Genomic DNA, 18,390 nt, shown 5'->3' with positions numbered 1-18,390 from the left:
AGAAGACCGTAAAGAACTATGTCTCCCGGCTGTTGACCAAGCTCGGCGTCGAACGACGCACCCAAGCCGCTGTACTGGCCACGAAGCTCAACCCACCACACAAGGAGAAGTGAGCGCGCGGCGTCTCCACACCCGCAATGGTGCGTTGCCGTGCAAGGACCTGCCCCGCCGGACACCACCTATGGACCGCTCAGCGCAGCAGAGACAATCGGGTCGACCGATGTGATCTGCTGCGGCCGACGCGTGCGACCGCGCGACCTTGGACCGGGAATGGCGCGGGATGAACGGCCGGGTCGGCCAGAATTCATGACGACGGTCACCTCGGTGAGTTACCTTCGCATCTGCTACGAGCAGCCGGGATATCACGACAATCGAGGTGTAGCAGAGGCAGTTTCTCAGGCGACCACAGTGATGGTTGGCGGCTGCCGCCGAAGGTGGTCGGTATGACCGAACTACATCCGCTGGATTCGGGGTTCATGGAACTCGAGGATTCCGACCGGCATATCAGCCTTGGTATCGGTGCGGTCGCCATCATTTCCGGCACCGCACCGAAGCGAGCCGAATTCACCGAAGCGATGGCTGAGCGACTCGCGGACAACACCCGGCTGCGGCAGCGGGTCCGGCGCGCCCCCTTGGACCTCGTCGCACCGGTGTGGGAAGACGATCCGAACTTCGATGTGGCGCGCCATATCCGATGGGCCGCGTTGCCCGAACCGAGCGATGAGGCGACGCTGTTCGAGCTGATCGCGACCGAACTCGCGGAGCGGCTCGACCGCGACCATCCGCTGTGGCAGTGCACCGTCGTCGAACATCTAGCCGATGACCGTTGGGCGCTGATCGTGCGAGCACACCACAGCCTCGTCGACGGGGTCTCGGGCATCTCGCTGTTCGAGGGCTTTTGCGACCGGCCCGCCGACAAGGCGCCCACTCGCGCGCCGAGACAGGATCACCAGAGCGATACTGCGGCCGGATTATTCGACTGGACGGTCAAGACCCTGCGGATACCGCTCGATGCACCCCGCTTCGTTGCCGGCACGCTGCGCAGCCTTGCCCCGATCGCGATGGCCGCTATCAGCCCGGCTGCCGAATCCTCGCTGAACGGGCCCATCGGACAACAGCGTCGATACGTTGCCGTGCGTACCTCGCTCGCCGAGGTGCGCGATATCAGCGCGGCGTTCGGTGTGACGGTCAACGACATCGTGCTGGCCGCGGTCGCCTCGGCCTACCGGACCCTGCTCACCCGCCGCGGCGAGGCGCCGACCAGCGATAAACTCCGCATCATGGTGCCGGTGTCGATGCGCCCGGCGGACGCGAAATATGTACTCGACAACCGGGTTTCGGTCCTGCTGCCACATCTGCCGATCGACATGGCCGACCCTGTCGAACGACTCGGCAGAATCCATGACCGGATGGCCGAGCACAAGTCCAAAGGCGGGGCGCAGGCCGAGAATTCGATGTTGGCGCTGGCCGCGCGGCTCCCGTTCGCCCCCTTCGCATGGACCGTCCGGCTCGCGGCGCGATTCCCCCAGCGCGGCGTCGGGGCGCTGGCAACCAACGTGCCCGGCCCACGGCGACCGCTGACCATGCAGGGCAGTCAGGTGCTGGAACTGCTGCCGTGCATACCGATCGCCATGCGGCTGCGCACCGCGATCGCCATCCTCAGCTACGGCGACAACCTGGCCTTCGGCATCACCGGCGACTACGACACCACACCCGATATCGAGGTCATCGCTGACGGCATCCGCGAAGGCATCGCCGAACTGCTGGCCCACGCCACCGCCCGCCGCCTGCCGCACCGGGACAGCGTGGTCGAACTGGACGCGCGCCGCAGTCAGGACAAACCCGTGCCCGACTGACCGAAGGGCGTCGTACGCGATGATCTTTGTCCGTTCAGTGGAGTTGGCCAGCGCCACAGCGGGCGCCCCCGCCCAGACCGCGTGGCGTCCTCGGCACCCGCTCCGTATCGACGCGCAGCTGGTCGAGATTGTCCGCGGTCGCCGACGCCAACGGCAATTCGGCGAGTGCTTAGACGACCGTCGCGATCGGTGCGATTGCGTTGCTCGCCTTCGGGACTCTGGGTGAGCTCTGGTGGCGATTCCTGCTCCGTCGGTCGCCGACACCGGCTAAGGCCGCTACGGGCCCGCCGCAGCGACGCACTGAATGGGGCCGTTGGTCCTCGACCGGCGGGTATCACGGCTCTGACCAGCGGTCGGGCTTTTGCGCGACGCTGAGGGTATGGAATCGAACGCACCTCGCATCGCGGTCGTATACGCGACCGAAAAGGGATCGACCCGCGATATCGCTGAGTTCATTGCCGCAGAGCTGGACGAGCAGGGCGCCGAGGTGGAGCTCAGTGACGCCGAGCACGCACCGGAGCTGTCCCGCTTCGACACGGTCGTGCTCGGTAGTGCGATCCACGATATGGACTTCCTACCCGCGGCCGTCACCTTCGTGCGAACGCACCGGGAGGTATTGCGGAAAAAGAATGTCTGGCTCTTCAGTGTCGGCCTCGGCCCCGCGCTCGGCGGCCCCATCGGAAGCCGAATCGGCCGGATTGTGCCGAAGAAGATCGCCGCGCTGCGCGACTCGATAGCGCCGCGGGAATACCAGGCGTTCTCCGGACACTACGAACACGTCGGCGTGTCGCTGAAAGCCAGGATGCTGTATCGCTTGATGGGCGGTGGCCGCTACGGCGATCTGCGTGACTGGGGCGCCATCCGCGCCTGGTCCGCGACCATCGCGCAATCACTCGGTCTACCCGCCGCACAGTCGAATACCATCGTCCCGTAATCGGAGCCGACCGGATCTGCCGCTCGGCGGCGCGGCCGCACACGCCGGGACCGCCCACAACCCTCGGCAGGCACCTTCCACGGTCGCTGCACTACGACTATTGACCCGCCGAGCCAGTGGTATACGAACCCGGAGTCCATGAACGCGAGGCCGTGGTGGCTGTTCTGATACGCCACCACGCCAATCGTTCGGCGAGTTCGGGCAGCCATTCGGGCGGCACGTCGTTCAGCTCTCGCTCTGCACCGTTGACGGCGGCAGACAGTGCCTCGGTCGAAACGGTGGGAAAGTCTTGCCTGAGGTGCACGATCGCATCGATTGGTTCGACGAAGTCGGCGAGGGTGTTCTCGGATCTCACCAATGTCATTTGCGGCTGCCTTGCTCGTGGGTCACATTGTCGTCCACCGTATTGCCGGGTAGTCATATCCGGGCAGGGCCGCCGGTCCCTGGATTGAGGGCCGATCGGCACTAGAGGTGTCCGGCAAGCTACCCATGGATGGCCGTTGATCAGGGGTTTCCTTCTGGGGAGAGGCTGGTCCCGTGCTCTCGCCTCGAGCTCAGTTCGAACGCACCACGATTATCGGCACCTCCACCGAATGCAGTAGTCCGTTGCTGGTGGAACCGAGGACCATGCTGGCGAATCCGCCACGGCCACGGCAGCCGACGACGACCAGTTGGACGTCGGCCGATGCGTCGAGTAACGAGCGAACCGATCTGTCGGCCACCACGATTCGATGCACCTTCACATCTGGATAGCGTTCGGCAAAGCCCGCGAGGCTTTCGGCGAGCACCGCCTCCGCCGAAACGCGTGCGGTCTCCCAGTTGACCAGCGGCAGATCGACCGCGCTGGTGTCGCTCCATGCGTGCAGGGCGATCAGGTCCACGTTGCGTTGCGATGCCTCCTCGAAGGCGAGTTCGATGGCGGGCGTGCTGTTCTGTGTGCCGTCGACCCCGACCAGCACCGGTCGGGTCGCCGATACTGGATCGATCGCCGCGATCGCGTGGATCACCGCGACCGGGCAGTGGGCGTGATGGGTGGCGGCGGTGGTCACCGAGCCGAGTAATCCGCGCTGGAACGCGCCGCGACCGCAGCTGCCGACTACCAGCATGTGGGCGTGCGTGGAGCGTTCGATCAGTGTCGGAATGATCAGGTCGAAGGTCACCTCGGTGGTGATGGCGAGATTGTCGTCGGGTGCGGCTATCCGTGCGAGGCGGGTGGCCTCGGCCAGGATGCTCTCGCCGTCGCGACGCAGCCACTCGGTGTCGGATTCCGTCAGCAGCACACCGGGGCCGTAACCCATCTGGATTCCCACCGAAGTGAGAATGTGCAGCCTGCGATGACGCATCGCGGCCTCGGCCGCCGCCCACGCGACCGCCTGATACGAATTCGCCGACGCATCCACGGCCGCGAGGATCGGCGCATCGGATTGTTTCGAGTGCAAAGCGCTTTCGTCAGCCATGTACTCGAGCATGGCGCTTCGACAGTGGCACGAGCAGAGAAGAAGGTCATTTCCCGGATGGGTCGAGTGGCCCCTGCTCGCGGTCTCATGCTTGCACCCGTCGTCGGATTTCCGTCGACGGTCGAAGGTCACTCGGGAAGTGTCGGTTCGGCTCTGTGCGCCACTGCGGTCCGGACGTAGTGTCGAAATTATTTCCGCAGGTCATAGGTAACTTGGGAGATTGAGATGCGGGCACGGGTCGTATACGAATCGATGTTCGGCAATACCGCCGCCGTCGCCCGGGCGATCGCCGACGGATTGCGCACATACGCCGAAGTGGAGCTGCTCTGCGTCGCCGCCGCCGCGGAGATGTCGGAGCCGGCAATCGGTCTGCTGGTGGTCGGCGGACCCACCCACGCCTTCGGACTGAGTCGCACGCGAACCCGCCGCGATGCCGCGGAGCAGACCGACGCGCCGATCGCGGTCGATATCGGAATCCGCGAATGGCTCGACGCGGCGCTGCCGGTCCCCCGGGGTTCCCGGGCCGCGGCCTTCGGCACGAAAGCCGCCAACCCGTGGTGGCTGCCGGGATCGGCCGCACGTGGAGCTGGAAAACGATTGCGGCGCTTGGGATATGAGCTCGCCGACGATCCGGTGGACTTTCTGGTCGATGGTATGCAGGGCCCCCTCGCCCAAGGTGAATTGGAACGCGCTCGAACCTGGGGTGAGCGCTTGGCGCATACCGAACTCGATCGCCTCACGAATCGGGTCTGAGACCGAAGGATACTCCGATGCCCTACCGCATCCTGATCGATGAAGCATCCCCGCAGACCGTTCTCGAACTGCGGCGCGCCATCCGCGCCGACCACGCGGGCGACGATATTGATGCCGGGATGCGGGCGCTGTACGAACTGGCGACCACCACCGGCCTGGCTCCGGTCGGTTCGCCATCGACCACCTACCTCGGTGACCTCCGCGCGGACACCTCGACCGAGGTCGACTTCGATCTACCGGTCACCATCGGGCCCATCGGCGACAACGGCGATCAGGCGATGGTGCGTCGGACCGAGCCGGGCCTGTTCGCCCGCACCACCCATCGCGGCGACTATCAGCACATCGGCGATGCGTACCGAGCGTTGGAGAACTGGTTGCGCACCTCGTCGTTCCAACCCGTGGGACCGCCGACCGAGGTGTACCTGGTTGCTCCCGACGAGGTCGTCGATGCGCGCGACCTGGTCACCGAGATCCGCATTCCGGTCGCGCCCGCCGAACTCCTCGTGCGGGTGCCCACCCCGTTCGCCGACACTGTTGCCATCGTGCGTGCGGCCTTGGCCGAACAGGGTTTCGGCGTCCTGACCGAAATCGACGTGCGCGCCACCCTACGAGTGAAACTCGACGTCGACATGGAGGACTACCTGATCCTCGGCGCCTGCAACCCGCAGCTCGCGCACCGGGCACTGGACATCCACCGGGAGATCGGTCTACTGCTGCCCTGCAATGTGGTGGTGCGCACCCACAACGATGCCACCGTCGTCGAAGTCGTCGACCCGGACATCCTCGTCGTCCATACGCGACAGCCCGCATTGCGGCCGATCGCGCGGGAGGCCCGCGCTGGTTTGGCCGCGGCCTTGGATGCGATCGTAAAGCGTTGCACCGCATCGGCTTAGCGGCGCCTGCGCGACTGGGTTCGGTGGTCGGGGATCAGCCGGCAGCAGCCGACTCGAACGGGTCGAGCACATCGGCCACCGACCGTCGCGGTGTCATCGGCAACGACAGTGCACTGGTCGGGAGCCAGCCGACCCGCAGGATCGCCTGCGGTTGTGCGATGTCGTCGAGCACCTCGTGGCGCACCCTGCGGCGCAGGTCCGCAAGCTCGAGCGGTTCGGTGAGCAGGCAGGTGGCCAGGCCGATATTGGTGGCGGTCAGCAGCACCGCGCTGATCGCCTCGCCCGCGCGCAACCGCGAAAGCCGATTGTCGGCCGATGTGCTGATCACCAGCAGTTCGGCGTAATCGGGTTCGTGCGCACCGTCGGCTGACGCGGGTGCCGCGAACTCGCGGGCCGACAGTTCATCACGCGGTCGCGCACGAAAAGCGTTCCTGGTCGGCACACCGTCGTCCGAGCTGTGCCTGCCGGACCGATTCACCAATTCGAAGCGATATTCCGGATCGTCGGCGTGCCGGGCGGCTGCGGTGCGCATTGTCTCTACCAGCACCTCGCGTGGGCGGTCGCCGGCCTGCGTCACGATGGCACCCAGTGTTGCGGCGCGTTCGGTCACCAGCCCCAGATATCCATGCGGGATCGGCCACGACGAATAATGCCTGCGGTCGGTCTGGCGTCTCGAAATCGTCGCGCTCAATGCGGCATCCAGTGATGTCGGCCGATGCCGCACCAACTCGATCGCGGCCAAATGGTTCGGATCCGCCGGATTCGGCAGCCGATGCACCACCGCGGACCAGCCGAGCGCCGCGAACGCTATGCGCAGATGATGTAGTGCCGCACCACAACTCAGCACTAGATCGCGCTGATCCGGGTCGGTCCCGGTCGGTGTACGCGCAGGGTCGAGGTACAGGTGGATGGAACGTGCACCGACCCGCCACCGCCACGGCTGAACATTGTGTACCGACGGCGCCCGCACTGCGAGTGCCAGTGCTGTGTTGACAGTGCTGTCATCGGGCAATCCGTGGTCCATGTCGCCTTCCTTCATCGATTTCGACCAACGGTCTCACCGACGCGGCGCCACCGATAAGAGCACGACGGCCCCTCTTGACGGGACTTCGGGCGGCTCATCGGCCGAGAGTGGGACCGACGGCCGCGCGGCAGCCGAATCGGACGGATCAAGGGACTTTGGTCACCAGGGTGGGGTCCAATGCCGACACACCGAAGCGGGCGGCTCCGTACGCTGAGTGAGTTCGGTTGCAGCGAGAGGTGCAAGACATGATCAGGGTGTTCTTGGTTGACGATCACGAGATCGTCCGCCGCGGTATCGGCGACCTCATCGCCCTGGAATCAGACCTGGAGGTGGTCGGCGAAGCGGGTACGTTCGCGCAGGCACTCGCCCGAATTCCCGCGCTGCGTCCCGATGTCGCCGTTCTCGACGTCCGCCTGCCGGATGGCAACGGCATCGAACTGTGCCGTGAACTGCTGTCCGCCGATTCGGCGCCGCGCTGTCTGATCCTCACCTCGTTCACCGACGAGCAGGCCATGCTCAACGCCATCCTGGCCGGAGCCAGCGGCTACGTCGTCAAGGACATCACGACCCTGGAGCTGATCGATGCGATCCGTGAGGTCGGCGCGGGCAAATCATTGCTCGACAACCGGGCCGCTGCGGCGCTGATGGCGAAACTGCGTGCGGAAGCGGAGGCGAAGACCGGGCCGCTTGCGAGCCTTACCGAACAGGAACGCGCACTTTTGTCCCTGCTCGGTGAGGGTTTGACGAATCGGCAGATCGCGAGCCGGATGTTCCTGGCGGAGAAGACGGTAAAGAACTACGTCTCGCGGTTATTGACCAAACTCGGTGTCGAACGCCGCACGCAGGCAGCTGTACTGGCCTCGAAACTGAACCAGCAGGAACAGTAGGCGACCTACCGGTCGATTCGTGGCCGTCGACCGAATTCGGTGGGCCGACCGTGAAAGAATGTTCGGTATGGAACGCCAGTCGCCCGGGGCGGCCCACAGCAGTAGGCCACCAGTGACTGAGACCCTGTCTCAGCTGCGGCTGCGTGAACTGCTTATCGAGGTCCAAGACCGCATCACGCAGATCGTCGATGCGCGCGACCGGATGGATCGGTTGATGGAGGCCATGCTGGTCATCACGGCCGGTCTGGATCTCGACAATACGCTGCGTACGATCGTGCACACCGCCATCGAACTGGTCGATGCGGAATTCGGCGCGCTGGGTGTTCGGGAGACCGATCCGATGAGCAATCAGCTCGCCGAATTCGTGTACGAGGGCATCGATGACCGCACCCGCGTCCTGATCGGCGATCTGCCACGCGGGCACGGGGTGCTGGGTCTGCTCATCGAGCAACCGAAACCCATTCGGCTGACCAATCTTTCGGATCACCCCTCCTCGGTCGGCTTTCCCGAACACCATCCGCCGATGCACACCTTCCTCGGCGTTCCGGTCCAGGTCCGTGGCGAAGTGTTCGGCAACCTCTATCTCACCGAGAAAGCGGGCGGACTGGAGTTCACCGAGGACGACGAGGTAGTGGTGCAGGCGTTGGCCGCTGCCGCGGGCATCGCCATCGAGAACGCCCGTCTCTACGAGCAGTCCCGCGACCGCCAGCAGTGGCTCGAAGCGACCAGGGATGTTGCTACCGAACTGCTGGTCGCCGGTGAATCGAGCGAGGTCCTCGCACTCGTCGTCCAGCGAGCCCTGACGCTGACCGAATCATCGTGCACCTTCATCGCCCGGCCCGAGGATCCCGATATACCGGCCGATGAGGTCACCGAGTTGGTGGTGGTCGCGGCTGCCGGGATCGACGCCGACGCACTCACCGGCCAACGCCTGCCGGTAGCGGCGTCGAATTCCGGTGAGGTTTTTCGCCGAGGACAGATGTTGTCGGTCCAGAAACTGGCACACAACCCGTTCCCTGATGTCCCTGTCGAATTCGGTCCGACGCTGATACTTCCGCTGCGAGCCGGACGTACTGTCATCGGAGTGCTCACCACCCTGCGCCCTGCCGCCGCGGCCCCACTCGACGTCGCGGCACAGACGATGATGGCCACCATCGCCGACCAAGCCGCGCTTGCGTTGCAACTGGCCGATACCCAGGAGCGTATGCGTGAACTCGATGTGCTGTCCGACCGCGATCGGATCGCCAGGGGTCTGCACGATCACGTCATCCAGCGTCTGTTCGCCGTCGGTCTGTCCCTACAGGGCACCGCGCAGCGGGCCCGGGCGCCTGAGGTGCGGTCTCGGCTGATGGAGACGATCGACGACGTGCAGGCGATCGTGCAGGACATTCGCCATTCGATCTTCGATCTGCAGAGCAATACCACCGCGGATTCCTCCAAATATCGTAAGCACCTGCACGGGATCATCGTCGAAATGACGGCGGATTCCGGGCTGCGCACCACCGTTCGGTTGGCCGGTCCGGTGACGGTACTCGCGCCGCCGCTGTCCGACGATGTCGAGGCGGTATTGCGCGAGGCCGTGAGCAATGTGGTGCGGCATGCGTCGGCGAGCACCGTAGCGGTCGAGTTGAAAGTGCGTGACGATGTCAGCATCGAGGTGACCGACGACGGTATCGGCGTCCCCGATGACATCGCGCGGCGCAGCGGATTGGCCAATATGGCGGCACGGGCGAAGGACGCGGGCGGCACGTTCAGCATCGAGAACCGCCCCGGAGGTGGCACGGTGATGCGCTGGTCGGCGCCGCTGCCCTAAATATCTCGCGGCAGGCAGATAGCGGCAGGGCGAACAGCGCAGCCTTTCGGCCCTCGGATTCGTGACCTTGGACAGGCGTGCTTGCCCTCCCGGAGTTCCTAACCTACGGGTATCCGATTGTCGGACCCGAAGGCAGCCCATGACTCACCCGCATAGCAGCGCGCACCGAATCGCTTCGGCCGCAGTGGTTGTCGGTGCCGACGTGGACGCCCGCGCTGATTCCGCTCCAGAAAGTCGAGAAATCCATGTCCACCAATACCGTCAATCCGCCCGTCCTCGTCGGCGCCGACGGATCCGCCGATTCCGTCGACGCCGTGCGGTGGGCTGCCATCGACGCGGCCCGACACGGCGCGCCCCTGCACATCATCTACGCGATCGGCGCACCAGTCGACTACGGACCGGGTATCGCCTTTAACCAGATCGACTACGACGTCTATCGCGAAGCCGGTGCCGCCGCGGTCGCGCTCGCACGCAAAACCGCTGTCGCCGTATCGGATTCGATCCACCCGATCGATATCGAGACATTCGTTGTCGAGGCACCGCCCATCCCCGTGCTGTGCGACCGATCGAAGGAGGCCAGACTGCTGGTCGTCGGTACCCGCGGCCTCGGCGCGTTTCGGCGCGGATTGCTCGGTTCGGTCAGCACCTCGCTGGCCCGGCATGCGCACTGCCCGGTCGCGGTGATTCCGGAGGCCGTGGCGCCCGAGCGGGCGCTCGGCCCGGTCGTGGTCGGTGTCGACGGCTCCCCGGACGGCATCCGGGCCCTCGACGTCGGCTTCGATGAGGCGTCGCGGCGCCGCGCGGCCCTGGTAGCGGTGCACACCTGGTCCGAATTCAATCGTTATATCCCCCGCAACGATATGGCGAACGAGGCCGAGGAACTGCTCGCCGAAAGTCTGGCGGGTTACACCGAGAAGTACCCCGAGGTCCGCGTGCAACGAGTGGTCACCGAGGACCGTCCCGCCAAGCGCATCCTCGCCGCCGCCGAACGCGCACAACTGATCGTGGTCGGCAGTCACGGCGACGGCGGCTTCGCCGGCATGACCCTGGGTTCCACCAGCCAGGCCGTCCTGCATGCGGCCGACTGCCCCGTGATCATCGCCCGCCCCCAGGACTGACCGACGGGGATCCGGTCCACGGCGGCCTACGATACGAGCCGGTCATGCCTGTCGGTCATGGGCCGCCGATTCGGAAGACCTGGCAGCGGTTCCGGTCGCCGAGCATTATCTGAGCTGTCTGGCGACCTGCGCGGTGTCGTCGACCAGCAGGCCCGGTCGATCTCCGCAACATCGGAGGCGAGTATGTACGCTGCCGCGGGCCGAGGTAGTGGCATATTCCGGGGGCCTGGGGCTATCACACGCAGGCCTCGGACAGCATGCTCATGGCCCGGGACCGCGACTCTCGAGGGCCAACGGCTGCGGCGTCGGTGCCATTCGGTCCTGTCGCCGCAGCACGCGACGGCGTGACGATTGACATATGACGACCAGCGCGACTCGATATCAGGCACCGGGATTCGGCGCATCCGTGATGTTGTCGGCATTGCACTCCCCGTTTGCCCACGTACTGCGGAACAACCTGTGCGAACTGCGATATCAGGCGCGGCGCTCGGGTCGTCATATCGCCTTACCCGTGTCCTACGCCCGCGCGGGCGACAACGTGGTCGTCCGGGTCGCTCGCGCCGACACAAAGACCTGGTGGCGCAACTTCTGTTCACCCCGGCCGCTTTCGGTGTGGCTCGATGGGCGGTGGTATCGCGGTATGGGGCATGTGGCACAACCCGATTCGCTGCAGCGCGAGGAAGCGGCAGCGATCTATCAGACGGCGTTTCCTCGCGCCGAGGTGCCGACGACCGATCCTCTCGTTGTGATCGAGTTGTCTGCTGCGCGCGAGCCGATGATGGGCGCTGCGCACGTGCAGAAGAAGCAACGGTGGGGACTGTGGCGGCGCTGGTTCACGAGTGTGACGTCGGGTGAATTGCTCGGCTTCGCGGCACCGGCGGTGACCGGCGCGCTGGTGCGCGATGCCGCGCCGGTCGTCGCTGCCGTCGCGCTGCTGATGGCCGGCGTGGTCGAGGGCAGTGTGCTCGGCTGGTTCCAAGCCGCGGTGTTGCGGTCGGCGGTGCCCGGAATGCGTTCCGGCGACTGGATTCGCGCCACCGCATTCGGGGCATTGGTGGCCTGGTCGATAGGTGCGGTCCCGGTGCTGGCCGGTGCCGGACTCGATACGTGGTCGCCATGGGTGCTGGTGCCCACAGCAGCGGTCGGCGGGATCGTCTTGCTCTTGTCACTCGGCGTCGCACAGTGGTTTGTGTTGCGCCACTTTGTAGTCGGTGCGGGCCGCTGGATCGGTGCGACCGCCCTGGCCTGGTTGGCCGGGCTGTTCGTTTTCATCGCGTTCACCAGCCCGCTGTGGCAGCCCGGACAGTCCACGGCGCTCGTGGTGCTGATCGGCATCGGCGGCGGCTTGTTGATGGCCGCCACAATGGCCGCCGTCACCGGCTACTTCCTCGTCCGCATCCTGCGCAGGCAGCCTGAACTACTCGCAGGTCCGGTCATGCACGCACAACCAAGAGACTGGCTGATCGTCGAAGATGAGCTGTCGCATCCGGACCGGGCCGCGGAATCGATATCCGAACCGGACGCCCCGACACAGGGTACGAGGTGATCGAAGTGTCGGAATACCCGTCCATGCCGACCCGCTTATGGCGGCGACGACCGTGGCACACCAGTTCGCTGATGCGGTTATCGGATCGAGTCGAGGCACTGGTGTGGCTGTTCGCGGTCATTGTCATGCTTGTCGCAGTGCCGGTCGCGGGGGCGGCAGGTACCGCGGGCTACACCGCGGCCGCAAGCCGGATCCGGGTCGAGAACGCGACGAAAGTCGCTGTGCCAGCGACTATTACGACGAAGCCGGTACGGATCGTGACCGTCGACGCCTACGGGTCGACCACCGAACGATTCGACGCGACCGTACGTTGGAATCAGAACGACCGCTCCGGTACGACGACCAGCGAGGTACCCGACAAGTCCGCGCCGGGCGATGCGGTACGAGTGTGGTTGGACGGCAATGGCAAAGTGACCACGCCGCCGGTGCGCCCCATCAACGCCGCCAACAGTGGCATCGGCATCGGCACGACGGTGCTCGCCGTAATCTGGAGTGGTGCAGCCCTTTTGGGCTATGGCACCGGCTCGCTAATGCGCATCCGCCGCTATGCGGCGCTGGACCGGGAATGGCGCGGAATGAGTCGGCCGGTCGGACAGGACTCATGACTACGACCGAGTCGTACCCGCCCGCTGCTGATCGGTACCGGAAGCAGTCTCATGATCAGCGCGATTTTCATTACGCGGCCTTGTCGACGAGCCGGATGCCGGACACGATCGAGGGCTCGATCTCGATGACGGAATCTGTCACCTGGTCTACCCAGGGACGCAGCAGTTGCTCGTAGCGGGCAATGCGCTCGGGATCGGTGACCGGGCGGGCGAGCCCGGTTACCACGACCGACCAGCCGGTGCGGCGGTGTGGGTGGATCTCGTCGCCCTGGTAGGCGACCACCACATCGGAGTTGCCACGCACTGCCGAGGTGAGCATGGACGTAAGACGGGTCCGCACGATGATGCGGCCGTCCACCTCGACCAGATGATTTACCGGACGGATCGCCGGCAATGCATCGCGGCTGAACACCACTCGACCGATCGGGATGGTCGCGAGCAGGTCCAATGCCGTCGTGCGATCGAGCTCGACAACCGCGTGCCCGGGATAGCCGGTCGCAGCGAACTCGCTCACGCTCGCACAACCCTGGTCGACCACAGCTCGGACGTACTCACCAGACAACCTCCTCTTCGGCAGACGACCTCAGCAGTCTCTCCATGCGCAACAGCGCTGAACAGGGTCGAAGGTCCCCTGAATCGAGGACTCCGGCTTTATCACACCGACGCTGCGGACTCGCCGCTACCAGTGTCGATTCCCCCGTCAGTGGTGACTATCGGCCCTCGTTAATCCACTTCGACCTGTCCATGATGGTCGCGAAGGTCCATTCGGAAAGGAGCCAGCCATGACAACCGCACAGGCCATCATGCAGCCCGACGTCGCGTGCATTACGGTCCGCGACACCATGGAAAACGCGGCGCAGCGGATGCGTCAGCTCGATGTCGGCGCATTGCCGATCTGCGATGGCGAGGGACATCCGGTCGGGATCGTCACCGATCGGGACATCGTCGTCAAATGCATTGCCACCGGCGCGAATCCCCGCACGACCACTGCGGGCGAAATGGCCCAGGGCGACGGTCTACGCACCGTCGACATCGGCACCGATATCGAAGCCGCGCTGGCAATGATGGAGCGGCATCGGATCCGACGACTTCCGGTGACCGAGGCGGGCAAGCTTGTCGGCATCATCACCGAGGCCGACCTATCCCGAAGCCTGCCCGACACCACCGTCGGCGAATTCGTGGAAGCCGTATGCGCACAACATCTTCCGGCATCCACCGGCAAAGGTGCGCAATAGCGCGAGCCCCGCGCCGAGGTGCCCGGACCGGTTGACCGAGGACCTCATGCGCGGTGACCATTGGCCCCCGAATGGGTGCGCAGTGGCCGTGGTGAGGTAAGGGGGCGAGCGCGAGACTCGAGGGATGAACGCAAGCGATCGTGCTGACACTCCCGAGCTGCGCACTGTGCGAATGGCGCTGATGCTCGCCTGTCGGGCCCCGTCGGTGCACAATACCCAACCGTGGCGCTGGGTGTTCGATGGTGAGCGATTGCAACTGTTCAGCGATTCCGATCGACTGTTGCGGTCGGCCGATCCGTTCGGCAGGCAATTGGTGATCAGCTGCGGTGCCGTGCTCGACCATGCCCGTCTGGCATTCCTGTCGATGGGCTGGTTCGCCGATGTAATCCGGACCCCTGATTCGAATCTGCCGGCGCATTTGGCAACGCTCGATTTCCGGCCGTGGCCCGGCTCGCTGAATACGACCGCCGCCCGGATCCGCGCCATTCGCCGACGCCGCACCGACCGGTTACCGATGCTGGCTCCGCCCGGCTGGATCGAGGCATTCGACGCCATTCGCGAATTGGCGAGACCACATCATGTGGCCGTCGACGAGGTCGCCGACAGTGAGCGATTCCGGGTCGCCGCCGCCACCGATCATGCCACCGCGTTGCGCCGCTACGATATGCCGTATCAGACCGAATTGCATTGGTGGAGTGGACATTCAGATGTCAAAGAGGGTGTCCCCGCGGTGGCCCTGGCATCGGATGCCGAGGCGGCGAGGGTAGATGTCGGCCGCAGCTTTCCATCCGCGCCTTATTCGCTGCGCCGCGGCCAGCTCGAGGACCAGTCCCGATTGGTAGTGCTCAGCATCCTCGGTGAATCGCCTGCACAATGGCTGCGTACGGGCGAGGCACTGTCGGAGGTGCTGCTCGAATGCACCGCCCGCGGCCTGGCCACCTGCGCGCTCACCCATATCACCGAACTTGTCGCCAGCCGTTCGGTACTCGCCGACCTGATTCCCAACCCGGACGTGCCCCAGGTCGTGATCCGCATCGGCATTACGCCCGAGGAAAGCGAACCGGCCCCGACACCACGACGACCACTCGACGAGGTACTCGAGGTGCGCGCGCTTCATCCCTGAGACAGAGGCCGAATATGCCGCGCGCCACGACGATCCCCTCGCTTCCGCCGTTAACTGACTGCGCGCCGTCACCGGCAATCTCGATACCGACGATTCGGCCTTCTCTTACCGGGCGTTATGAGCCTGGCCGCACGCCGAATTACATGAGTCGCTGACACGGACTGCTCGTCTATTGCGCCGCTATCAATCAGAGCTGCGCACTTGGGTGCCCAGCGCGGTTGCGGGGACACCATAGGGCAGGAACCGCACGCGACGGCGTTCGTCGGTATTGTCGCGATGCGCACGCAAGGCCTCGAGTTCACTCGGAAAAACCTGCTCGACCCTGGCCTCGCCGGCGTCATCGATGCTGTAGATGACCCACACTCCACTGCCGGTCTCGCCGGTGGTCTCGCCCTCCGGTTTCGGTGGCCGCGTACGCTCCGACTGACCGAACTGACCCAGCAGTGACGCCAGCGTACTCACGCTTGTGCGATCGATGTACTCGCCGGCTTTTGCGAGGAGGTCGCGGAATTCGATCCCCGCCTCTCGCAACGCGCGTTCGAATTCTTCCGGATCGATTCCAAAAGGCCTGTCGGGTGCCATCACATTGCTCCTGGAGTCGAATTCGGCGCTACTACACCTTCAGTGTCCTCGCGCAATCCCGACTTCGCCACGTCCGGCAATGATCACGGCCCGACGCGGTGAACTCGACCCGCTGGACCGTCCCGCATATGGATCGGCCGCTGCCGTGGTTCCACTCCCCTGCGCGGATCAGCTGAGTTCGAACCACACTCTTCCCATAATGGTACGCGTGTGCGTACTATACGCATGTGCGTACTATTGAGCTTCCTGAACAGCCATTCGCGGACGGCATCGTGCTCATGCCATGGAAACCCGGTCCGCGCCAGGACGTTTCCGGGCATGTGTTCGTCAGCGTGACCGATTTCCTGGCCCGGTCCGAGGAGGAAGTCCGCAGTATCTATGAGATCGGGCTCGAACTGGGGAACACTTGGCCGGTCATGCAGGGCGCGGTGGGCCTGTGGCTGTGGGGGAACCCCACCGCGCGGCGTGGCGGATCCATCACGGTGTGGGAATCGGAGCAGGACATGCGCCGATTCGTGCGATGGCCGGTGCACGTCAAGATCGTGCGGGCCTGGCGCGGCAAGGTGGGCATCGGCACCGACTCGTGGCAGGCCGACCACTTCGAGCCACAACAGGTACTGGAACGCGCGCGGAACACACTCGAACGTCCACATCGCAACGCCGCATAAGCTTGTCCGCGCTGCACCTCGCCCTGCGGTCGCGCATTTCACCGGCGGTCTACCTCCAGATCTGCCCTCCGGCCGGCAAATCCGCCGACGTCACTCAGGGCTGGCTGCGCGCCAGCATGCGCCACGTCGACGTGGACGCGAGTGAGACAGGCAAGCCGGTCCTCCCGATGAAAACGCGGGATCCCGTCCCTGCGGGCAAGCCGGTCGAATACCGCATCCCGCTAGTGGCCAACGCCCGCCGGTTCCGCCGCGGACACCGCATCCGGCTGATCCTCACCAGCGACGACAATCGCGAGGACTTCCGTCCCATGCGGCTGTTCAGTCACGCCCCCGTCGGCATCGCGGGCGTCAACACGGTGCATTCCAGCTCACGCCTGGAAGCAGAGTGAACGCGATGCCCCAATTCTGGCCAGGAACGCGCGACATCGCGGTGCTGAGCACGTCGAGTTGACAGTGCTCATGCGTTCGGTCGGGCCGTGCATCACTGTTCGACGGTGTTGCAGGGCGGGCGGACGACACGTGGAGCTGGCTCTGACATGAGGTCGGTGGCCGCCGACGCTGAGCGTGCTCAGGCGATGGTGGCGATCGGATCAGCGCGCGAACGCGATCCAGGGTCAGTAGTAATGGCGTCGCCCGCCGACGGCGCGGCCCGTCGACCCCAACAGCAATAACACGAGGCCGATGACGAGGACCACGATCCCGATGGTCCAGAGGATCGGGATGCTGAATATGAATCCAACGATAAGAAGAATGATTCCGAGAACGATCATGGCCTGCTACCTGGTTTCGCTGCTGTACTCGAAGGGCCTCAGAAACCCTTCGGTGCTGGTATCGGTCATGCGCGTAATGCCAGCACGCGTCACTACGCACACCCTGCCACGGCCACGGGAGTCGCACAGCCACGATGATCAACCCGTGTACTACATATTCCAGTAGACGCCTCAGGATCCAGGATGTACACCCCCGTTTATCGAAGTTGCAGCTCGATCGTGTGTTGCTGGCCAACGCGTGACCGGCAAGGGCGACAGACCCATTCGAGCCCGGACCCGCTCGCGTTCGTACTACTGGAAGAAATGCCGCTGGGTGCGGCATCTCAACGTTTCGAAGAGCGGGCGTAGAGCGCGAGCGGTCAGACAATCCGAGTTCATCGAGCGTCAGGGCGTGGAATATCCCCACGCCACGCGCCCGTTTCATGTTGCTGGCCTTCGATGAATTGCTTGAAGCGCTGCATGTCGCCATTGACGCGGTGCTTCAGCACGCCGAGCTTATCGGCGGCGTTCTCCACGAATCCCTCCGGATCGATCTCCATTTGCGCGGTGATCCGCGTGTGGGTGTCGTCCAGACGATGAAAAGTGATCACACCCGCGTGGTCGGGACCACTGTCGGACTTCCACGCGACACGTTCGTCGGGATGCTGCTCGGTGATGGTGGCGTCGAATTCCCGGGTCGCCGGTCCAACGTGGATACGCCAATGGGTGTGCTTGTCGTCGAGTTGGTCTACCGCCTCTACACCGACCATGAACTGCGGAAATGTCTCGAACTGCGTCCATTGGTTGTAGGCGGTGCGAACCGGTACTTCGACATCGACGGTCGCGGCCACAGTGCTCATATCGGCTCCTTTACGGGCTCGTCCCGAATGCCGCCGCGTATGCGTTCGGCCGAGATGGAACGTGCACTCATGGACAAGTCAGTCGCGAAAGGCATCCTTGACCTTCTCGCCTGCATCCTTGAGGTTGGACTTGGTCTGATCGGCCTTGCCCTCGCGCTTCTTGTCCTTGTCGTCGGTTGCCTCGCCGAACTTCTCCTTGGCCTTACCGGAGAGTTCGTCAGCCTTATTCCTTGCCTTGTCTACAGTGCCCATGATTGCGGCCCCTTTGTTCGAAGGTGCCCGGCCTG

Annotated in this window: 22 protein-coding genes and 1 pseudogene; 15 read left to right on the top strand and 8 right to left on the bottom strand. The window is 64.8% G+C overall.

Annotated elements, in window-relative coordinates; all coding sequences use genetic code 11:
* From AB0J47_RS27005 to AB0J47_RS26995, 3 genes are all read left to right on the top strand, one after another.
* Window positions 1-113: LuxR C-terminal-related transcriptional regulator (locus tag AB0J47_RS27005; RefSeq protein ID WP_364351676.1), on the top strand; the 113-nt coding region annotated here is incomplete at its 5' end.
* 330 nt (window positions 114-443) lie between these two features.
* The gene (locus tag AB0J47_RS27000) at window positions 444-1,856 is read left to right on the top strand and encodes a wax ester/triacylglycerol synthase family O-acyltransferase (RefSeq protein ID WP_364351648.1); all 1,413 of its coding nucleotides are present in this window, start codon (window positions 444-446) and stop codon (window positions 1,854-1,856) included.
* Between the two features lie 379 nt (window positions 1,857-2,235).
* Window positions 2,236-2,790 carry a flavodoxin domain-containing protein gene (locus AB0J47_RS26995; RefSeq protein WP_364351645.1) on the top strand — a complete coding sequence of 185 codons (555 nt, stop codon included), beginning with the start codon at window positions 2,236-2,238 and terminating at the stop codon, window positions 2,788-2,790.
* 97 nt (window positions 2,791-2,887) lie between these two features.
* Here AB0J47_RS26995 and AB0J47_RS26990 read toward each other — a convergent pair whose 3' ends face one another.
* Both AB0J47_RS26990 and AB0J47_RS26985 read right to left on the bottom strand, forming a co-directional pair.
* The gene (locus AB0J47_RS26990; protein WP_364351642.1) at window positions 2,888-3,154 is read right to left on the bottom strand and encodes a hypothetical protein; all 267 of its coding nucleotides are present in this window, start codon (window positions 3,152-3,154) and stop codon (window positions 2,888-2,890) included.
* A gap of 190 nt (window positions 3,155-3,344) precedes the next feature.
* Complete coding sequence (locus AB0J47_RS26985; RefSeq protein WP_364351639.1) at window positions 3,345-4,247, bottom strand: universal stress protein; 903 nt, start codon at window positions 4,245-4,247, stop codon at window positions 3,345-3,347.
* A 225-nt stretch (window positions 4,248-4,472) separates the two neighbouring features.
* Between AB0J47_RS26985 and AB0J47_RS26980 the strand changes: the two genes are divergently transcribed.
* From AB0J47_RS26980 to AB0J47_RS26970, 3 genes and pseudogenes are all read left to right on the top strand, one after another.
* On the top strand, window positions 4,473-5,000 hold the full coding sequence (locus AB0J47_RS26980) for a flavodoxin domain-containing protein (RefSeq protein WP_364351636.1): 528 nt from the start codon (window positions 4,473-4,475) through the stop codon (window positions 4,998-5,000).
* Window positions 5,001-5,017: 17 nt separating this feature from the next.
* Window positions 5,018-5,473: pseudogene (locus AB0J47_RS26975) on the top strand (GyrI-like domain-containing protein); the annotation flags it as partial.
* Window positions 5,474-5,503: 30 nt separating this feature from the next.
* The gene (locus tag AB0J47_RS26970) at window positions 5,504-5,893 is read left to right on the top strand and encodes a DUF302 domain-containing protein (RefSeq protein WP_364351673.1); all 390 of its coding nucleotides are present in this window, start codon (window positions 5,504-5,506) and stop codon (window positions 5,891-5,893) included.
* 34 nt (window positions 5,894-5,927) lie between these two features.
* On the opposite strand, the gene AB0J47_RS26965 is transcribed toward AB0J47_RS26970, so the two are convergent.
* Window positions 5,928-6,917, bottom strand: a complete 990-nt coding sequence (locus tag AB0J47_RS26965) for an NAD(P)H nitroreductase (RefSeq protein WP_364351633.1) — start codon at window positions 6,915-6,917, stop codon at window positions 5,928-5,930.
* A 245-nt stretch (window positions 6,918-7,162) separates the two neighbouring features.
* Here AB0J47_RS26965 and AB0J47_RS26960 point away from each other — a divergent pair, with 245 nt between their 5' ends.
* The 5 genes from AB0J47_RS26960 to AB0J47_RS26940 all read left to right on the top strand — a co-directional run bounded on the left by AB0J47_RS26960 (window position 7,163) and on the right by AB0J47_RS26940 (window position 12,886).
* On the top strand, window positions 7,163-7,804 hold the full coding sequence (locus AB0J47_RS26960; protein WP_364351630.1) for a response regulator transcription factor: 642 nt from the start codon (window positions 7,163-7,165) through the stop codon (window positions 7,802-7,804).
* 67 nt (window positions 7,805-7,871) lie between these two features.
* Window positions 7,872-9,617, top strand: a complete 1,746-nt coding sequence (locus AB0J47_RS26955) for a GAF domain-containing protein (RefSeq protein WP_364351627.1) — start codon at window positions 7,872-7,874, stop codon at window positions 9,615-9,617.
* Between the two features lie 245 nt (window positions 9,618-9,862).
* The gene (locus AB0J47_RS26950) at window positions 9,863-10,735 is read left to right on the top strand and encodes a universal stress protein (protein WP_364351624.1); all 873 of its coding nucleotides are present in this window, start codon (window positions 9,863-9,865) and stop codon (window positions 10,733-10,735) included.
* Window positions 10,736-11,093: 358 nt separating this feature from the next.
* A complete protein-coding gene (locus tag AB0J47_RS26945) occupies window positions 11,094-12,281 on the top strand; it encodes a hypothetical protein (protein WP_364351621.1) in 1,188 nt (395 codons plus the stop codon).
* A 71-nt stretch (window positions 12,282-12,352) separates the two neighbouring features.
* Entirely contained in the window at window positions 12,353-12,886 is a 534-nt protein-coding gene (locus AB0J47_RS26940; RefSeq protein WP_364351618.1) for a hypothetical protein, read from the top strand.
* A gap of 70 nt (window positions 12,887-12,956) precedes the next feature.
* Here AB0J47_RS26940 and AB0J47_RS26935 read toward each other — a convergent pair whose 3' ends face one another.
* Window positions 12,957-13,400, bottom strand: coding sequence for a pyridoxamine 5'-phosphate oxidase family protein (locus tag AB0J47_RS26935; protein ID WP_364351615.1), 444 nt, complete (start codon window positions 13,398-13,400; stop codon window positions 12,957-12,959).
* 268 nt (window positions 13,401-13,668) lie between these two features.
* Here AB0J47_RS26935 and AB0J47_RS26930 point away from each other — a divergent pair, with 268 nt between their 5' ends.
* Both AB0J47_RS26930 and AB0J47_RS26925 read left to right on the top strand, forming a co-directional pair.
* Window positions 13,669-14,121 (top strand): CBS domain-containing protein, encoded by a 453-nt coding sequence (locus AB0J47_RS26930; protein WP_364351612.1) that lies wholly within the window; start codon window positions 13,669-13,671, stop codon window positions 14,119-14,121.
* Between the two features lie 124 nt (window positions 14,122-14,245).
* Window positions 14,246-15,244 carry a hypothetical protein gene (locus AB0J47_RS26925; RefSeq protein WP_364351609.1) on the top strand — a complete coding sequence of 333 codons (999 nt, stop codon included), beginning with the start codon at window positions 14,246-14,248 and terminating at the stop codon, window positions 15,242-15,244.
* 183 nt (window positions 15,245-15,427) lie between these two features.
* Here AB0J47_RS26925 and AB0J47_RS26920 read toward each other — a convergent pair whose 3' ends face one another.
* Window positions 15,428-15,826, bottom strand: coding sequence for a hypothetical protein (locus AB0J47_RS26920; RefSeq protein WP_364351606.1), 399 nt, complete (start codon window positions 15,824-15,826; stop codon window positions 15,428-15,430).
* Between the two features lie 227 nt (window positions 15,827-16,053).
* On the opposite strand from AB0J47_RS26920, the gene AB0J47_RS26915 reads away from it, so the two are divergent.
* Together AB0J47_RS26915 and AB0J47_RS26910 are read left to right on the top strand one after the other, a co-directional pair.
* Entirely contained in the window at window positions 16,054-16,494 is a 441-nt protein-coding gene (locus AB0J47_RS26915; RefSeq protein ID WP_364351603.1) for a hypothetical protein, read from the top strand.
* A gap of 2 nt (window positions 16,495-16,496) precedes the next feature.
* Entirely contained in the window at window positions 16,497-16,883 is a 387-nt protein-coding gene (locus AB0J47_RS26910; protein WP_364351600.1) for a CocE/NonD family hydrolase C-terminal non-catalytic domain-containing protein, read from the top strand.
* 225 nt (window positions 16,884-17,108) lie between these two features.
* On the opposite strand, the gene AB0J47_RS26905 is transcribed toward AB0J47_RS26910, so the two are convergent.
* The 3 genes from AB0J47_RS26905 to AB0J47_RS26895 form a co-directional block, all read right to left on the bottom strand.
* Window positions 17,109-17,264 carry a DUF6131 family protein gene (locus AB0J47_RS26905; RefSeq protein WP_364351597.1) on the bottom strand — a complete coding sequence of 52 codons (156 nt, stop codon included), beginning with the start codon at window positions 17,262-17,264 and terminating at the stop codon, window positions 17,109-17,111.
* A 374-nt stretch (window positions 17,265-17,638) separates the two neighbouring features.
* Window positions 17,639-18,103, bottom strand: coding sequence for an SRPBCC family protein (locus AB0J47_RS26900; RefSeq protein WP_364351594.1), 465 nt, complete (start codon window positions 18,101-18,103; stop codon window positions 17,639-17,641).
* A gap of 78 nt (window positions 18,104-18,181) precedes the next feature.
* A complete protein-coding gene (locus AB0J47_RS26895; RefSeq protein ID WP_364351591.1) occupies window positions 18,182-18,355 on the bottom strand; it encodes a CsbD family protein in 174 nt (57 codons plus the stop codon).
* Between the last annotated feature and the right edge of the window lie 35 nt (window positions 18,356-18,390).

Source organism: Nocardia sp. NPDC049737, from assembly GCF_040674755.1.
Lineage (GTDB): Bacteria > Actinomycetota > Actinomycetes > Mycobacteriales > Mycobacteriaceae > Nocardia.
Note: the sequence above shows the minus strand (reverse complement) of the source record. Positions and strands in the feature narration are given on the sequence as shown.

Coding starts and splice junctions, on each gene's coding strand:
- AB0J47_RS26990 (WP_364351642.1), bottom strand. CDS start 3,154: ATGACATTGGTGAGATCCGAGAACACCCTCGCCGACTTCGTCGAACCA.
- AB0J47_RS27000 (WP_364351648.1), top strand. CDS start 444: ATGACCGAACTACATCCGCTGGATTCGGGGTTCATGGAACTCGAGGAT.
- AB0J47_RS26945 (WP_364351621.1), top strand. CDS start 11,094: ATGACGACCAGCGCGACTCGATATCAGGCACCGGGATTCGGCGCATCC.
- AB0J47_RS26985 (WP_364351639.1), bottom strand. CDS start 4,247: ATGGCTGACGAAAGCGCTTTGCACTCGAAACAATCCGATGCGCCGATC.
- AB0J47_RS26960 (WP_364351630.1), top strand. CDS start 7,163: ATGATCAGGGTGTTCTTGGTTGACGATCACGAGATCGTCCGCCGCGGT.
- AB0J47_RS26930 (WP_364351612.1), top strand. CDS start 13,669: ATGACAACCGCACAGGCCATCATGCAGCCCGACGTCGCGTGCATTACG.
- AB0J47_RS26925 (WP_364351609.1), top strand. CDS start 14,246: ATGAACGCAAGCGATCGTGCTGACACTCCCGAGCTGCGCACTGTGCGA.
- AB0J47_RS26905 (WP_364351597.1), bottom strand. CDS start 17,264: ATGATCGTTCTCGGAATCATTCTTCTTATCGTTGGATTCATATTCAGC.
- AB0J47_RS26900 (WP_364351594.1), bottom strand. CDS start 18,103: ATGAGCACTGTGGCCGCGACCGTCGATGTCGAAGTACCGGTTCGCACC.
- AB0J47_RS26920 (WP_364351606.1), bottom strand. CDS start 15,826: ATGGCACCCGACAGGCCTTTTGGAATCGATCCGGAAGAATTCGAACGC.
- AB0J47_RS26980 (WP_364351636.1), top strand. CDS start 4,473: ATGCGGGCACGGGTCGTATACGAATCGATGTTCGGCAATACCGCCGCC.
- AB0J47_RS26950 (WP_364351624.1), top strand. CDS start 9,863: ATGTCCACCAATACCGTCAATCCGCCCGTCCTCGTCGGCGCCGACGGA.
- AB0J47_RS26895 (WP_364351591.1), bottom strand. CDS start 18,355: ATGGGCACTGTAGACAAGGCAAGGAATAAGGCTGACGAACTCTCCGGT.
- AB0J47_RS26955 (WP_364351627.1), top strand. CDS start 7,872: ATGGAACGCCAGTCGCCCGGGGCGGCCCACAGCAGTAGGCCACCAGTG.
- AB0J47_RS26965 (WP_364351633.1), bottom strand. CDS start 6,917: ATGGACCACGGATTGCCCGATGACAGCACTGTCAACACAGCACTGGCA.
- AB0J47_RS26995 (WP_364351645.1), top strand. CDS start 2,236: ATGGAATCGAACGCACCTCGCATCGCGGTCGTATACGCGACCGAAAAG.
- AB0J47_RS26940 (WP_364351618.1), top strand. CDS start 12,353: ATGCGGTTATCGGATCGAGTCGAGGCACTGGTGTGGCTGTTCGCGGTC.